The following is a 15,194-nucleotide window of genomic DNA, read 5'->3' as shown; positions in this document are numbered from 1 at the left end:
TGGGTTTGCCATCGATGCGTTGGGTCTCACGCACGTAGTAGTAGGCGTTGCCTTTCTTGATTTTCTTGTGTAGGTGCGCCATGGCACCCACTATATAGAGTAGGGTCCTACATGTCAAGGGAAAATATCCTTGATGGTTATATATGCTGCATTTGAGAAGGCATTTTTTCGGCATACAGTAGGGTCCTACAGCTAAACAACAGCTAACATATTGATATCACAGGTAATCAGGCGGTTTCTGCTCGCTTATTTGTAAAGTCGAGTTAGATCATCCCCGCGTGCACAGAATCGGCAGGAAGAATGTGAAACATTTGCCCAAAAAGCCAGCCAAAAACTCACAAAATTTCCCAAACAGTCCCCGAGTCCTTGAAGGCCAGTTTTTCGATATCGATAGTCATCTGAAATTTCAGGCAAATTTACTTTACTATCAGGCCCGACCAAATCCGACAAAGAACCATTACCCTCTAGTTGAAACTTGAATAAACGTACCAGCTGGCCGGTTTACAAATAGATCCACTCAAAGTGATTTTTTGATCGGTCCATGCCCTAGTTCGGATTAATGCGGAGAAGCTGATAACTCAATCCGGAAGGAGGTGAAATTTCGTTCAAAGAAGAAGCTCCGGAACAGGTGAGAAATGGCAGTTTTCCTTCCATCATAGCCACCAATCTTTTTAGGTAAGCAAGAGAGGAAACGACATGAAATTAAATTACGTTGGAAAACTCAGTATCGTTTTTGGCCTGACTTGGGGATTTTCAGGTTTGGATCGATGTATGATTGGTTATGCCGCACCGGGTTTTATGCCGGAACTGGAATTCACCTATGCACAGCTTGGCCTGATTGTAACGCTGACAGCTATCGGTGCAGCGATCGGGGCATGGGTTGTCAATCCGCTGACAGAATACTACGGGCGCCGCAAGGGCAGCATTTGGGGCAACCTGGGAGCACATCTGTTCAGTGGTCTGACCGGGCTGGTTCAAGGTTTCGGGCAAATGGTCGGGATCAGAACATTGATGGGTATCGGATTTGGGAGCATGTACGGCCCTGGGTTCGCCGCTATCGCCGAGGAATCACCTCCGGAAAAAAGAGGGTTTTGGATGGGGCTTACACAAAGCTTCTGGCCCTTGTTCGGGATGGGATTCGGTCCAATCATCGCCGGATATCTGCTCTCGACAGTCGGATGGCGCTACGGCTTCTTCCTGGTTGCCATCCCGGGCATAATTCTTATCTGGTATATGTCCCGGTTCATGAGGGAACCACCGTCCGTAGCGGAAAACATCCGCGTCCGGAAAGAGACGGGACGAAAAGTTCTGCTTCACGAGGGGCGGGAATTTCACATATGGGATGTCTTCAGGTACCGGAACGTTATCCTGATGACCGTGGTCGCGGTTTTCACCATGGCTTACCTTTGGGTGTTGTTTACCTTCGTCCCTTCTTTTTTCAGCAAGGTTCATGGATTCAGTCCGATACAGACTGGTTGGATTATGGCGGGGGGAGGATTTCTGACTTTCATCCTCCAATTGATCGCACCATCCATTTCGGATAAAGTCGGACGAAAGCCCGTCCTGCTGGTATTATTCGGTTTAGGAACCTTGGGTGGGATTCTTTTTGCGATCGCCCCTCAAGGGACTGGCGCTTTTTCTTTAGCGATTTATTTTACCCTTTTCTGTATCGGCCTTTCCAGTTTTCCCATATATCTGGTGATTATTCCTACTGAAAGTGTTCCATTCACGATAGCAGCTACGGCAGTAGCTGTGCCACAAGGTCTCGGGGAAATCATCGGGGCAACCGTCTTTCCGGTCTTCGGAGGCAGAATAGCAGATCTCTATGGGCTGACGGCAACAATGTGGGTGGTGGTTGTGTGTTCTGCTCTTGCATTCATATTGTCCCTTTTCGCCAAAGAGACCGCCCCTCGGAGAGTTGCCGCAAAGATGAACGGATAAGACATGCCGATGAGGAGGTCTGAACAACCGCTGACAAACAACGGCCAGCCCATATTTCGCCGGCGGGAGGGTGATATCGAATGTCCTCTCATAGGACCTGTTTCAGGGCAGCGGCTATGTGCGCGATGATATCGAGCACCTGACTAGCGGGTGTGGGTTGTGCAAGGGCCCCTGCAATACGATTGATCCTTGCTGCTTTTTGCGACGCTTCCAGCAGGGGCATGCCCGCCTCGATCAACGCCGATACGATGCCGGTCAGTGTGTCGCCTGTGCCGCCGATTGCTTCCAGGGCTTCCTCGCTCGGTTGATCCACGATCGCCCGGATGCCTTTCCGATCGGCGACGTAGTCCTTGCGGCCCTTGACAAGCAGGTTCCGGGCGGCGTTGGCATGTTCGTAGGCCCGGGCGATCATCTCCGGTGTGGCGTCCTCGCGGTGGAGGATGAACCCACGCGTGTAGAAAGGATGAGGAGCTTCCTCATCGGCGAGAAAGGCCAGTTCTCCTACGTCCGGAGTGAACAGATCGTAGGCCTCCGCCTGTCCGCTCATTTTCGCAGCGTACATAAACCCGGCGTCAGCGATCAGGACAGGCCGGTCCGGCATGTCCTCTATCGCGAAAAGCACTTTGTTGTGCCAATCGGCATCCGGCTGGAGATAGTGGAAGGTCAGGACATCCCATTCCGCTTCACCGATATGCCTCGTCAGGTAATCATACAGGCGGCGGCTGCCCTTGCCCGGTCCGGTGTCTCCCACCAGGTACGCGAGAGGCAATGGCAGGCCCAGAGCCTTGCAGACCGTAACGGACGCCGCCAGCAGGGCCGGGGTGCCTCGATTCACCGGGAAACGCCGGTCTTCGACTTGAAGGAGGCCATCCTGCAGATCCGCCTTCCCGATGACGATGGGGACATCCTCACAGGGAACGGTTCCCACGATCGCTAGCATCGCCGCCTCATTTCTTCGTAAGCCAGCTGAAGCGCATAACCGCAAAGGGTGTGTCCGATCTCCTTGGGGTGAGGCGCTTCCTCCAGGCGCTTGCCGACCATTTCGGCGGCCAGATACGGGACGTCGGGGCATCCGCCTCCGGAGATATTGACGATGATCCGCGTCTCCAGATCGATGGTGAGCTTCATATTGGCGGCGCGGACCATCAGGTGGCGTCCGTAGTCCTTCACATGAAAGAGATCCACCGGCTGGAGCAGCGGACTGTTTACCGGAACCACTTCGATAGGCTCGAGATCCGCCCCCCGAAGGGTTTCACAGATCTTCATCTCTTCGATCAAGGGGAAGGTAATCACCAGGTCGCAGCCTGTCCGGATCTCGGGAGGCGGCCCCATCACGCGGATATCCCAGCCTTTCGTCTTCAGAAGCCTTTCGGCACGCAGGACTTCGCTCGTGTTCTCGAAGACGAAAATACCCCGGTCCCATACAGGCGTCTTGCCACTGGAGGGCGGCGTGGATTTGCGTTTGAAAAGGTTGGCAAATGCCATGGGCTCCTTCCGGTTTGCGCTATTTTTTCACGATGTGGACGCGGAATCCATCGCCGTCCGGTTGCGTGTCTTCGACCCTCCAACCCTGGCTGGCTGCCGCCCGAGAGACATTCTCCCTCGAGGTCACCGTATCGACCAGGATTTGGATCTCCCCTCTGCCGATTCTCTTCATCTCGTCCATCGTCATCAGGACGGGCTGGGGACAAGAAAGGCCCCGTGCATCGACTGTCGTTGCCATCTGCTTTGAACCCTCCATTTATGCAGCCTTTTTTCTCATGCTAAAACCGATGAAAAGACAGACCAGCATGCCGATGATCACCGCTGAGACGCCATGCGGACCGACGCCGTTTGGAGAGCTGGCCAGCCCGAAATTGTGTGAGAACCCGGCCCCTACGATCATCCCCATTACAAAGACCGCCGCATCGCCATCGCCCTCACCCGCAAGGAAAAGCTGACGCCCGGGGCACCCGCCCGCGAGGGTGAAGGCAAGCCCCGCAAGAACCATTCCTGCAAAATTCCAGAAATGCATCGTATGCGCCACCGGCTGCCCGGCTATGCCGGGGCGGAACTGTCCGAGCGCGAGGTTAACTACGAAAGCAGTGATGGTCAGAGCGAGAAGCCCGGAGAAAAGATGCGCCTGCCTGAAGAGGAGCAGATCGCGGAACGCGCCCATGGTGCAGAAACGGCTTCGTTGCGCCAAAAACCCAATGGCAAGTCCCACGATCAGCGAGATGGCGAGCGGCGCGTGCATGGATCCGGGGCCTTTCAAGCTGTAAAACAGAACACCGCTCTTCGCCTCCCCCGCCACCTGCGGAAAAACAAGCAGCAGCAGCAAAAATCCCGCCATCAGCAATGGCATAAGCCAGCCTGCGGATGGATATGTCCTGGTCGTGCGCCCGAGGTTGTATCCGGCCTTGAGAAAGCGCGTGCCAATCCAGATGCCGAAGATCAATCCGGCAATCCCGAGGATGGCGTTCCCGTCTCCGCCGGCGAGGCGCAGCAGGGCACGCCAGGGGCAACCCAGGAATACCAAGGCGCCGATCATCGCGAAAGCGCCGAGGAAAAACCGAACGATCGGGGCTGATCCCGCCCGAGGCTGGAATTCCCTGAACGTGTAAGCGGCCAGCAACGCCCCAAGGACGAAGCCGATGATCTCCGGCCGCAGGTACTGAACGACATCGGCGCGGTGGAGACCGACGGCCCCGGCGATGTCCCTTTCGAAACAGGCGACGCAGATCCCCATGTTGCCCGGGTTGCCCCATTTTTGAAGCAGGGCGGCGAACAGGCCGATGAAGACGCCGACGCTGACAATCCCCCATCGACTCGCAAAAAAGCGTTTAATGGCATCCATTCTCCCTTTCCCCCCTCTTTGATGAATACGGCTCTCAACGACATGCGGGGGCTTGTGTACTATAGAAAACATTGTATTGTCAAACTGGAATATCCGATAATATCCGTCCAAGAGATACGGTTTTTCTATGGGTTCAGGAGATGGTCGAGAAGCCGAGAACATCTCGCCCGCTCTTTCACTGACAGAAAGATTTGCGAGGGCAGAAACCGGGGTGTGAAAGCGTCCCCTGCATTGCAGGGACAGGCCATCTTCGACTATCAGCAGTCTTTTCAAGCGCCGAACATTTCTTATGACCGTGCAGGATGCGGCGAAGGAAGGGATTCTATCGGGTTTGGTCTGGATTCGAAAGCCCGGCTCTTTAAGGGAGCCGGGCTTTGGAGTCCCATTTCTTCAGGGTGGCGATGTGATCTTTTGTTATAGGCAGGTGAACTATGGGTTCGTGCTTCCGGTTTTCTCTTCCGCGCCGGCAGCGGCCTCCTCCGTGGCGGATGACCCGTCATCCATCATTTTCGTCGCTTTGTCGCTCAGCTGAGAAACCCCCTCCGCGGCAGCCGACTTAGCGTCTTCGAGCATTTCCCCCGCTTTTTCCGTGATCTGCCCAGCCGCCTCTTCCGTGGCGGACACCGTGTCTTCGACCACATCCTTGGATTGAGCCTCTACCTCTCCGGCTGCTTCCTCCGTGGTGGAGGCGGCTTGATCAGCGGCTTCCTCGGCCTCATCCGCCGCCTGACCAGCGGTTTGCTCTGCCGCGGCTCCGGCTTCCTCAGCCGTTTCCGAAATTTCCTGCTTGACCTGGCCGGCCTTTTCCTCTGTGGCTGTTACCACTTCTTTAGTCTCTTGCGCCGCTTTCTGGGCATCTTCCCCGCTGCAGCCGTAGGTGAACATCAGCAGAAAACCTGCAATAATAACCCCAATCTTTCTCATGTTGTTCCTCCTCACTTCAGTTCCTTCAGATCATCGAGCCTCCCTTACACTGAGCACGACTCTGGAGCATCGGTTCTCCGATGTCAAGCCAAATAAGGTTTTAGGCCTCTCCCTGCGCCGGCCTCCTCTCTGCTTCACAGAACACGTGCCCAGGCCTCTGCGGAGGGCGGTCCAGATCTCGGAGTGAAGTCAGCGCCTTTGCTTTTAAAAGTTTCGGCGATGCAAAGCCACCTTACTGCCAGGCCGGCGAACCGGATGAGCCTCTTGATGCGGAGGTCGAATCATATGGCTCACACCCCTGCGGGATGCGCTCGAGCCTATGCACAGGATACCCTTTCGCCTCAGCCGAACCCACCAATGTCTCGTAAACGTCCTGATCCATGCCAGGGGTGCGGCTCATAATCCAGAGGTATTTGCGGGAAGGATGTCCGACCATGGCCCAGCGGTAATCCTCGTCCAACGCGATGATCCAGTAGTCGCCCTTGAAGGGCCAGAAGAACTGGACCCGGAGTTCTGCGCCGTTCGACCCCGGCACCATAAAGGCCTTGGCCGTACTCACCTTCATGGGGGCGTCGGGAGACCCCTTACGGCAGGAGTTGATGACGGCGACATAGTCCTTCATCATCGAATATTCCGCCTTCACGCAGTGGCAATCCCGCTGAAACCAGGCCGGCAGAGACGCAACGGCATACCACCGGCCCATGTATTCTGCGAGGTCCACGGATGGAACCGGCTGATTCGCCTCCTTTGGCTCAGGCAAAGAGGCGCAGCCGGCAATCGCCAAAAAGATTGCAAACATGGAGGTTTTCATCACTTCAAACAGACACCCCATAAAACGCGCTCCTCAGGTATCAGCGTCAGAGAACACAGGCAGCCCGACATAACAAACCTTCGCCGAGTCTTGTTTCGAGCCTCACGGTGGATTGTTTGACTGTGGTTACAGGATGGCCCAAGGGAATGTACAACCCATTTCATCACCCAACGCCCAGGCTGGATTACGAAGCATAGGCACGATTCTGTTTTGCACTCTTAAGAGATGGTTTTTATCATATGTGGAGCACTTTCTCCTATCAAAAAAGAGAATCAAGAAAGATAAGCAACATCCCGGGAGGAACACTTGAGCGGAAAAATCACGAAAGTATTTGTCAATCTGGGCGCTTCAAAGCCTCACCCATTTCATGTCGTCGAATCGCTCGGTGCACCGAAGAATCCTGGTGTGGTAGTTGTCTACAAATTCGTTCTTCAGTTTCATGGATACATCCCTGAAAGCCTCATTCTTGAGTAGTTTTCCTATATTTTCAGGGTCTTTCACCGTAAACTCGGCGATGATCTGGCTCGTTCCGCCGAACAGGACGTTCCATCCCCCGGTCACTTCCATGTAATCGATGGTCTGCATCACAGGCAGGTGCTCGTGGATCACGAAATCATTATAAAACTCCCTTTTTCCCGGTCTGATGTCATAGTATTGGTTGAATTTCCAGACACCTTTCTGAATCGTGTATTTCTCCCGTTTCACATTGCCTGTTGGATATAGAACGTATCGCCTGTAGTTGATAACGAGCGATCTCAGCTCGTTGTTGAGGGCATGAAACCGGCGGTTCCCTATAATCGCCACCATTTCCTGCAGCGTTTCAGTCGAGTTTACACCTATGATCCGCGGGCCGAACCCGACCTCCACATAATAGCCGCCGACAGAAACCAGCCCCATAGACGTCATCGTCGGTATATACACATCCGATATGAACCGGCCGTAGTCAGTCCCTTTACCAGGCAACACATCCCATGTCTCACAATATAGAATGGACATATCTCCACCTCCCGTGTCTCCCACTTCGTTTCCACCCGGAAATGGTTTCCAGGCTGCAACCGAACTTCCCATTCCGCAAATGAGGCCGGTTTCTTCACACCCTGCGGGTGCTCAGTCCCACCGCTTCGCGGAGGGTCCCAGTTTCTTCACTCCCTGCGGGGCAGGTCCCGGCCTGCCCATAACAAGGAAATCAAGCGCTTCCGCGGAGGCGAGCTGCAGGCCACCGCACATGCAAACATGCAGATCAGCGCGGAGATGAGCAAAAAAGATCGTTTCCGGCTGGAAACCAGGTATTGGATCGAGAACCCATCGCGAGGGGCGTATGCACGCCTCATGGCCCAGAGTGCGGCAGTCCGCGGCTGCCATCTGGCAAATCCGGCGGCACCTCGTGGATGGCACGCCCGTTGCGGTCCGCGCGAACCAGCCGATCAAGGTTCGGTGATCCGTTCGACCATTTCGGTGAGCGATTCGATTGGGGTGTCGAGAGCCACCTCGAGGGGCGTGGACAGGAAAAAACCGCTCCCTGCATCCATCACCTGCGACAGGATCGAATCGAAAAGTGCGGATCGATCCGCCGAATCCGGGAACGGGCAGGCAACCCCCGCGCATATTTCATTGCGCTCCATCAGAACGGAAAGTTTTTCCAATTCGATATCGTAGGCTTGCGCACCGGCGAAGAACACCGCATCCGCTCCGATCGAAAAATACGTCTCGAGCTCCGCGATGTCATACCGATGAAACGCCATGATCGACCGGACATCGAAGTAATCCAGCACGTTCCAGAAGGTCTGGTAAATGGGCTTGATCCGCTCTACCTCGGAAGCTTCAATTCCTTCCCAATCCTCCTCGATCAGCCAGATCGCATCGACCCTCAGGTTGCAGTAAGCCTTCACGAGATCGAGGACAATCCCCTGAATGTCATTGAGGAAGACCTTCGCTTCGGGGAAATCCGCCTCTTTGAGGCTGAAACGATCCCTCAGGATCGCACGCAGCAGCGTCACGGGGCTGTTCACCACCCCGATGACCGGGATGTCCTGGCCGATCACCTCGCGCATCTCTGCAGCAGCATCGAAGATCAGGTTAACCGGGGGAACCTCCGCCACGATGATCTCCCTGTCCGTGACGGCGCTCTTCCCGCCCGACGACAGGACCATCTCCTTGACGCCCTTCGGCACCCACTCGAAGGAGCGCCCCAGGAGTTCCAGTTCGAGATAGGGATCGTAGTGGCTCAGCACCGCATCGTAGCCGAAGAGCTCCTGAGCCGACATGAGGGCCTTGGCGAAACGGGTGCTGTCCGAGAGCATCTCCTGGAACGGCATCCTGCCGATGCGGGAGGCATAGCTGTAGACCAGAGGAATGAAAAGCGGACGCTGCAATGCCTTGTGGTCGAAGAGGTCTTTCCACAACCGCTTCGGCGATTTCTTCTTCCCCATTTCCTCGACCTCCTTCCTTCATCCGATCACCGTGTAAGGACATTGACCGTACAGGTCCTCGCATCCGCGTCCTTGTCGCCCCCCATGCACTGGGCGAGAAAGACCTTTGCATCCGGTATCTGGCGCTCCCCGGCCTCGCCCCTCAACTGCCGCACCCCTTCGACCACCTGGGCCACCCCCGTCGCCCCGACCGGATGGCCCTTGCTGAGAAGCCCGCCCGAGGTGTTGACCGGGATGCGTCCACCGAGGCGTGTGGCGCCGGATTCCACCAGACGCCCCCCTTCGCCAGCGGGGCAGAGCCCCATCGCTTCGTAATGCATAATCTCGGCGATCGTGAAGGCGTCGTGGCACTCGGCCCCGTCCAGGTCCTCGGGCCCGAGACCCGCCTGCTCGTAGGCGGCCTTGCACGTGCGGTAATCCGTCTCCCACGGCACGAGGTCGAGCGGGTTTTGATAACTGCCGGTCCTCAAAACAGAGGCCGCAAGGCGGATCGGATCGGAACGATAGTGCTTCGCCCTGGTGCCGGCGCACAGGATGACCGCCGCAGCCCCGTCGGCATTGGGGCAGCAGCTGAGCCGCGTCAGGGGGTCGGCTATCATCGGTGCGTTGAGAACGTCTTCCACCGTTATCGGCTCCCTGAACTGCGAGAGAGGGTTGAGCCCCGCGTGGAGGCGATTCTTCACTGCTACCTGCGCCAACTGCTCGGCCGTCGTTCCATACTGCAACATGTGGCGCTGGGCCCTCATGGCGAAGCTGGCCGGCGTGACAAGCCCCTCCAGGATATCCAGTTCGGTGTCCCCGCCCCCGAGCAGCCCGAAATTCGGGACGACCATCTTTTCCGCGCCGACCACGAGGGCGACGTCGTAAAGCCCCGAGGCCACACCCGTCCAGGCCAGATAGAGGGCCGATGAACCGGAGCAGCACGCGTTCTCGACATTGATGATGGGGATGCGGCTGATCCCCGCCTGCCAGAAGATCGTCTGCCCGCCGGTGATCACCCCGTGCAGATCCCCGGCAAGCGCATACGAGCAGAAACCCGCTTCGATCTCCGCGGGCCGGATGCCGCCGTCTTTCATCGCCTCCAGTATCGGCAGGGTGGCCAGATCCATGAACGACGTTTCCAGGTGTTTACCGAAACGCGTCATCCCGACGCCGATGATATCGACCTCTCTCATGCCTTCTCCTTGGATGCTTCAGGCGTAAAATAGTAGCGCAGGCACGGCTCATGGTCGGCCCCCAGGCCCAACGGGGCCACCCGCAATCCCATGGGCATCCCGATCGCCAGATCCTCGAGCCTTTCCGGGTCGAGGAGACTGATGATGCGCAAGCCGTCGGCCTGCAGGTCGACATAGCCTACGGCATATGGCTGAGGCAGCCCGAAGGGGGCCTTGGTCCGCACCAGCGCAAAGGAGTACAGGGTGCCCTTGTCCGAGAGCGGGACCCTTTCTACAGCCCCCTGGCACGTCGGGCAGACGAAGGGCTCGGGGAAAAACTTCCGCTCGCAGCGAGGGCAATATCCGCCCAGGAGCCGCGCCGGCGGGCCCTTTTCCAGGACGCCTTCCAGAACCGGTTTCACTGTGTCACGCATGCGAACCTCCAGGATTCATGCCGCTATTTCTTGCTGATGCCGTTGAATATGAACTTCACAATCGTATCCCCGATCTCCTCTGGCTTGAGTTCACCGCTCTCTTTGTACCAGCGGAAAAACCAGTTGATCATGCCGAAGATGCTGAAACCGAGCACGGTGAGGTTGATGTCCTCCATCTGATTCTGCGCGATCATCTCCCTGAGGGTCTTCATGTAGACAGCGCGGATCTCGCGCTGATACTCGTCGACAATCGCCTTTCTTTTTCCTTTCAGCCAGTAATTCTCTTCCACGACGATCTTCGTCGTCTTCTTGTTTCGCAGCCCATGGGTGATCATGTGGTGCAAAAGCATCTCACGCAGCCGCTCCGCAGGATCATCGACGCGGGCTTCGATGCCTCTCAGACTGGAAAGCAATTCCTGAGATGCAATCGAGATGATCTGAAACAGGATTTCTTCCTTGTTCTTGAAATAATGATACAGCAAGGAGTTGCTGACGCCTGCCTTGAGTCCGATCTCGCGAATCGATGTGCCGGAGTAGCCCTTCTTGTAGAAGAGGTCTGCGGCCGCCTTGAGCAATAGATCCTGGGTGTTGGCCGGCATCGCATCCCCTCCTTTGCGGGCCCGTCCTTTTGTGGTCATCCGTTCCCCTCCGATTCTTTCAAAACCGCCTGCACACCATTCTCGAAGATCCCTCCGCCCTTTTGGCCGATCCATTTCGCCGCTGCGCGGCTGCTCCTCCCTGAAGCCCTTCACCGTTTGACTTTGTACCCGGCCTTCTCCCTGTCCCAGGTATCCGACGTCACCCCCTGATCCCGCAGCAGATTCTTCTGAACGCGCTGCGTCGGGGTCTTCGGCATCGCCGCCATGAAGCGCACGTAGCGTGGGACCATGAAGTACGCCATCCGCTCCTGGCAATAGGCCATCAGCTCCTCGGGAGAAAGCGCTTTCCCCGGCTTCAAGGTGATCACGATCATGACCTCGTCCTCGCCCAGGTCCGACTTGACCGCCACGGCAGCGGATTCGAGGACGGAGGGGTGGGAATTGATCACCTTTTCGACCTCATAGGAAGAGATGTTCTCTCCCCTTCTTCTCAAGGCGTCCTTTTTGCGGTCCACGAAATGGAAATATCCGTCTTCATCGCAGTAGAGGTAGTCACCCGTGTGAAACCAGAGATCCCGCCACGCCTCCACCGTCTTCTCGGGCATGTTGTAATACTCGAGGAAGATGCAGTAGGGCTTGAGCGGACGCAGCAGCACCTCGCCGGGGGTGTTGGGGCCCACCTCGCTCTGATCGTCGTCCACGACCTTGACGGTGTAGTCGGAGCGGCACCTGCCGCACGTCCCGGGTTTGCGCCTGCCGATCGTATTCTGAAGGGGGATGCCGATCTCGCTCATGCCGTACCCCTCGAGCAGGGTCACCCCGAAGCGTTTTTCGAAGGCATCGAAGAGATCCATAGGCGCCCCGCCGCCGACCATGATCCGCAGCGGGTTGTCCGCATCGTCCGGCCTGGGATCCGCCTTGTACAGGATGGGCAGAATGCCGCCGATGTAGTTGAACTCGGTGCAGCGGTACCGCCCGATATCGTCCCAGAACCGGGAGGCTGAAAACCGTTCGCACAAAACCATGCGCGCCCCGCTCAGCATGGCCGGCAGGGTGGACAGGACCTGGGCATTGCCGTGAAAGAGCGGCAAGGCATTGTAAAGGCAGTCCTCTTCCGTGTAGCTGGTGACGTCGCAGATGCATTCGGCCATGTAGATGCCATAGTTCTGCGGGAGAAGCGATCCTTTGGACGGACCCGTGGTCCCCGAGGTGTACATGATGATCTGCGGGTCCGACCAGACGACGTCCGCCGGTTCGTAGAGCCCATCGTTGTCTACGAGCGAAGCCCAGTCGACGATCCTTTTCCCGCCTGCCGGGGGGCGATCAGCCTCTCCGCCCAGGAGGACCAGCGTCTCCACCTTCGGCAGATCACCGAGGATGGGCAGCACCCGATCGAGGTAACGGGCATTCATGACGATCATGTGGCTGTCGGACTGGTCCGCCATATAAGTCAGAATGTCGCCCTTGTGCGCGGTGTTCAGCGGCACCTCGATCGCACCCAGCTTGGAGAGCCCGAACCAGACGAACAGGAACTCGGGCGAGTTGTCCATGATGATTGCGACCTTGTCTCCCTTCTCGATCCCCGCCTTCTGGAACCCCGAAGCGGCGCGGTTCGCCATCCGGTTCAAATCGTTGAAACTGTATTCCTTCTCGTTGAAATAAAGGAACGTCCGATCTCCGTACTTCGCTGCCTGCCTCTCGAGGAGCGCGTGCTGTACCCGCTCCCGTGCCATATTTGCTGAATCAGACATACCAATCCTCCACGTCCTTTCTTCAAATTCTCTCGCTCCCCGCCCGATCGCAGGGCAACCTTCAGATCGGCCCGGAAGCATCAACGCTCTTTTTGCTTCCCCCCTAACGGAAGCAGATTCTCAGGTCCGGTTGGGAAGTCAAACGCCCGCCTCGCCCCCCGTTCGATCGGATGGAGACACCGAAGCCCGTTTGCCGGCGCAAACGCTTGCCTCGTGCCCCCCGCCCGAACGGAGGTCCATGCGGCGCTAAGCCGCAGCCGCCTGCGAGGGATTGGGGTAATGGCCATAGTACTTCAAGATCCCGGCTGGCGGCCGCCTCGTCAGCCATTCCTTCTCAAACGTCTCGTAGTCCTGCCCCAGCTGCAGCCTCTCGGCCAGCGCCTTCTCGCGAAGCGCGCTTGTCGCGGCCTGATCGACGCGGAAGGTCGTCTCGTCGTAAACGACCTTGTAGACGTTCTTCGCCTGCCAGGCGGTCGTAATGCCCGCCTTGACATCCGCCGCGACCGCTTCGGGATTCCTTTCGAGCACATCGCCGTAGCCGGCCCCGCCGCCCGCCGCAATCAGGAAAACATCGCCCTCTTCATAGGGTCTGAAGGAGGTGACGACCTGGTGCATCTCGTGGAGGCCTCCAAGGCTCTGCCCCTTCTCGAGTTCCAGAAGGCTCGAAGGGATGGCCGGGCTGCTTTCGGCCCACAGCCGATCCAGTCCCGGCTTCCGGATGGAGTGCACCGCCGGGGTCGCGGCGGCATAGCCGCCGAACAGGCCGGTGCAGGAGGGGAATTTCGATCCGAAGCCGAGGGAGCCCATGAACACGAGCGGGACCTTGTGCACGACGAGGCCGTATCCCAGGCCGTTTCCGCCCCGGTATCTGCCCATGCCGTGGTTCTGAAAGAAGTTTCGGAAGAGGTAGACGAACGGCCTGTCCGCCTCGGTCGTCTCCACATCGCTGCAGTCGCTCATCGTCGCGAAAAAGGACCCGGCCACGTCCACGCCGTCCATATCCGGGCGCGCACCGCAGCCGGTCCCGTTCATCTCGGCGGAGATGTCGGCCATGGGCTCGCCCCACTGGTTGAAGCCGCCATAGAGCGCAAAGCCGAAGCCCGTGTACCACGGGGCGACGGCGTGCAGGCGGTCCTGGCTGTAAATGAGCTTCGCGCCGACGTGGAAAAACGACTGGGAAAACGCCGTCTGGATGAACGGCGCCACGCCGGTGGGCGTCTCACCCGAGGCGTTCACCAGGCTGTTCTCCGGGAACTCCCACTCCAGGATGTCGAGCAGCGCGTTGTTCGCCGGCAGGTTGTGCAGGAACCACCCGCACAGATAGACCATCGCCAGACCGATCACCCCCTGAAAGTAGGTGTTCAGGGGCTTGTCGGGGATCGTCGGGGAGCTGTCCCTGAGGTTCAGCCTCATGGTCTCGCCCCGCTTTTCCAGCTCGAGGTTCAGTTTGATGAGGCTCGAATCCTCCCCCGCACAGTCCATGAAGACTTGGTGGCGAAACATGCCGTCGGGGAGTTCGGCCACCTTCTTCCTGGCCGCCTCCGCCGTGTCCGCCAGAATCTTTCGGAGACCGCCGATAAAGAGATCCACGCCCTTTTTCTCGAGGACATCCAGGATCCGGCGCTGCGCGATCCGGCAGGCGGCCAGCCGCGCCTTGAGGTCCAGGATGAACGTGCGCGGGTCCCTGCCTGCGTTGGCGAACATGTTCAACAGGTCTTCCCGCAGGGTGTAGTTCTCGCCGATCTTCAGCGGCGGGACGAGGAAGCCTTCGTCATAACGTGAACGCGACGTGGTCGGGGAGCCTCCGGGTTCTGTGGAGCCGTTCTCCCCCGTGTGGACGACCGCCCCGGTGAAGCAGACGAGCCTGCCCTGGTAGAAGATGGGCACGGCGACGCCCATGTCTCCGCCGTGGACACCGCAGTAAAACGGGTCGTTGAAGAAGAAGGAATCGCCCTCCTTGACCTGCACCGATGGCTCATTGAGCCAGTGCTTCACGATGTACTTGATCGGGATCTGCCCGAGGGCGGCGTGGAAAAAGATGCCGGTTGCGCAGACCGCCAGATCCCCCTGCGCGGTGTAGATCCCGAAGGCCACATCCCCCCAGCGCATGCCGGCGCTCGCGCCCAGCTTCTGGGTGGTCTCCTTCCCCTCGAGGGCGATCATGTTGACCTTGTGGCTGAAAATCTCGAGCTCGACCGGGTCCAGCTTCTCCATGGCCCGGGCTTCATCAGGCGTGATCGGCTCCGGCCGCAGCCGCTGCACGACCTCATAGTCTCTGCCGTAGGTGTTCACTTTCATCATCCCTCCTTCCGATC

Annotated in this window: 14 protein-coding genes; 1 reads left to right on the top strand and 13 read right to left on the bottom strand. The window is 57.9% G+C overall.

The genetic code is table 11. From position 1 onward, the window contains the following. The first annotated feature begins 696 nt into the window (after positions 1-696). Positions 697-1,941, top strand: a complete 1,245-nt coding sequence (locus tag H567_RS0112095) for an MFS transporter (protein ID WP_028321600.1) — start codon at positions 697-699, stop codon at positions 1,939-1,941. 88 nt (positions 1,942-2,029) lie between these two features. Here the strand turns inward: H567_RS0112095 and H567_RS0112090 are convergent, their stop codons facing one another. The 13 genes from H567_RS0112090 to H567_RS0112025 form a co-directional block, all read right to left on the bottom strand. After that, positions 2,030-2,881, bottom strand: coding sequence for an NAD(P)H-hydrate dehydratase (locus H567_RS0112090; protein ID WP_028321599.1), 852 nt, complete (start codon positions 2,879-2,881; stop codon positions 2,030-2,032). Next, the gene (locus H567_RS0112085) at positions 2,875-3,426 is read right to left on the bottom strand and encodes a putative Se/S carrier protein (RefSeq protein ID WP_028321598.1); all 552 of its coding nucleotides are present in this window, start codon (positions 3,424-3,426) and stop codon (positions 2,875-2,877) included. The genes H567_RS0112090 and H567_RS0112085 overlap by 7 nt, the downstream gene beginning before the upstream one ends. A gap of 19 nt (positions 3,427-3,445) precedes the next feature. Next, positions 3,446-3,664: a sulfurtransferase TusA family protein gene (locus H567_RS0112080; protein ID WP_028321597.1), complete on the bottom strand. Its 219-nt coding sequence runs from the start codon at positions 3,662-3,664 to the stop codon at positions 3,446-3,448. A gap of 18 nt (positions 3,665-3,682) precedes the next feature. Next, on the bottom strand, positions 3,683-4,777 hold the full coding sequence (yedE, locus tag H567_RS0112075; RefSeq protein WP_028321596.1) for a YedE family putative selenium transporter: 1,095 nt from the start codon (positions 4,775-4,777) through the stop codon (positions 3,683-3,685). Positions 4,778-5,206: 429 nt separating this feature from the next. After that, positions 5,207-5,701, bottom strand: a complete 495-nt coding sequence (locus tag H567_RS24625; protein ID WP_051184782.1) for a hypothetical protein — start codon at positions 5,699-5,701, stop codon at positions 5,207-5,209. Positions 5,702-5,933: 232 nt separating this feature from the next. Beyond that, positions 5,934-6,500, bottom strand: a complete 567-nt coding sequence (locus H567_RS24620) for a lipocalin family protein (RefSeq protein ID WP_161626617.1) — start codon at positions 6,498-6,500, stop codon at positions 5,934-5,936. 360 nt (positions 6,501-6,860) lie between these two features. Next, positions 6,861-7,508 carry a hypothetical protein gene (locus H567_RS0112060; protein ID WP_153306162.1) on the bottom strand — a complete coding sequence of 216 codons (648 nt, stop codon included), beginning with the start codon at positions 7,506-7,508 and terminating at the stop codon, positions 6,861-6,863. A 428-nt stretch (positions 7,509-7,936) separates the two neighbouring features. After that, positions 7,937-8,941, bottom strand: a complete 1,005-nt coding sequence (locus H567_RS0112050) for a uroporphyrinogen decarboxylase family protein (RefSeq protein WP_028321593.1) — start codon at positions 8,939-8,941, stop codon at positions 7,937-7,939. 26 nt (positions 8,942-8,967) lie between these two features. Then, a complete protein-coding gene (locus H567_RS0112045; protein WP_028321592.1) occupies positions 8,968-10,116 on the bottom strand; it encodes a thiolase family protein in 1,149 nt (382 codons plus the stop codon). Then, a complete protein-coding gene (locus tag H567_RS24615; protein WP_051184780.1) occupies positions 10,113-10,529 on the bottom strand; it encodes a Zn-ribbon domain-containing OB-fold protein in 417 nt (138 codons plus the stop codon). Before H567_RS24615 ends, H567_RS0112045 begins: the two co-directional genes overlap by 4 nt. Before the next feature lie 23 nt (positions 10,530-10,552). Next, complete coding sequence (locus H567_RS0112035; RefSeq protein ID WP_161626616.1) at positions 10,553-11,167, bottom strand: TetR/AcrR family transcriptional regulator; 615 nt, start codon at positions 11,165-11,167, stop codon at positions 10,553-10,555. Positions 11,168-11,277: 110 nt separating this feature from the next. Then, positions 11,278-12,879: an AMP-binding protein gene (locus tag H567_RS0112030; protein WP_161626615.1), complete on the bottom strand. Its 1,602-nt coding sequence runs from the start codon at positions 12,877-12,879 to the stop codon at positions 11,278-11,280. A gap of 246 nt (positions 12,880-13,125) precedes the next feature. Next, positions 13,126-15,180 carry a hydantoinase B/oxoprolinase family protein gene (locus tag H567_RS0112025; protein ID WP_028321589.1) on the bottom strand — a complete coding sequence of 685 codons (2,055 nt, stop codon included), beginning with the start codon at positions 15,178-15,180 and terminating at the stop codon, positions 13,126-13,128. Between the last annotated feature and the right edge of the window lie 14 nt (positions 15,181-15,194).

Origin of the sequence: Desulfatiglans anilini DSM 4660 (genome assembly GCF_000422285.1) — a bacterium.
Lineage (GTDB): Bacteria > Desulfobacterota > DSM-4660 > Desulfatiglandales > Desulfatiglandaceae > Desulfatiglans > Desulfatiglans anilini.
This window is presented reverse-complemented; position numbering and strand designations above follow the sequence as displayed.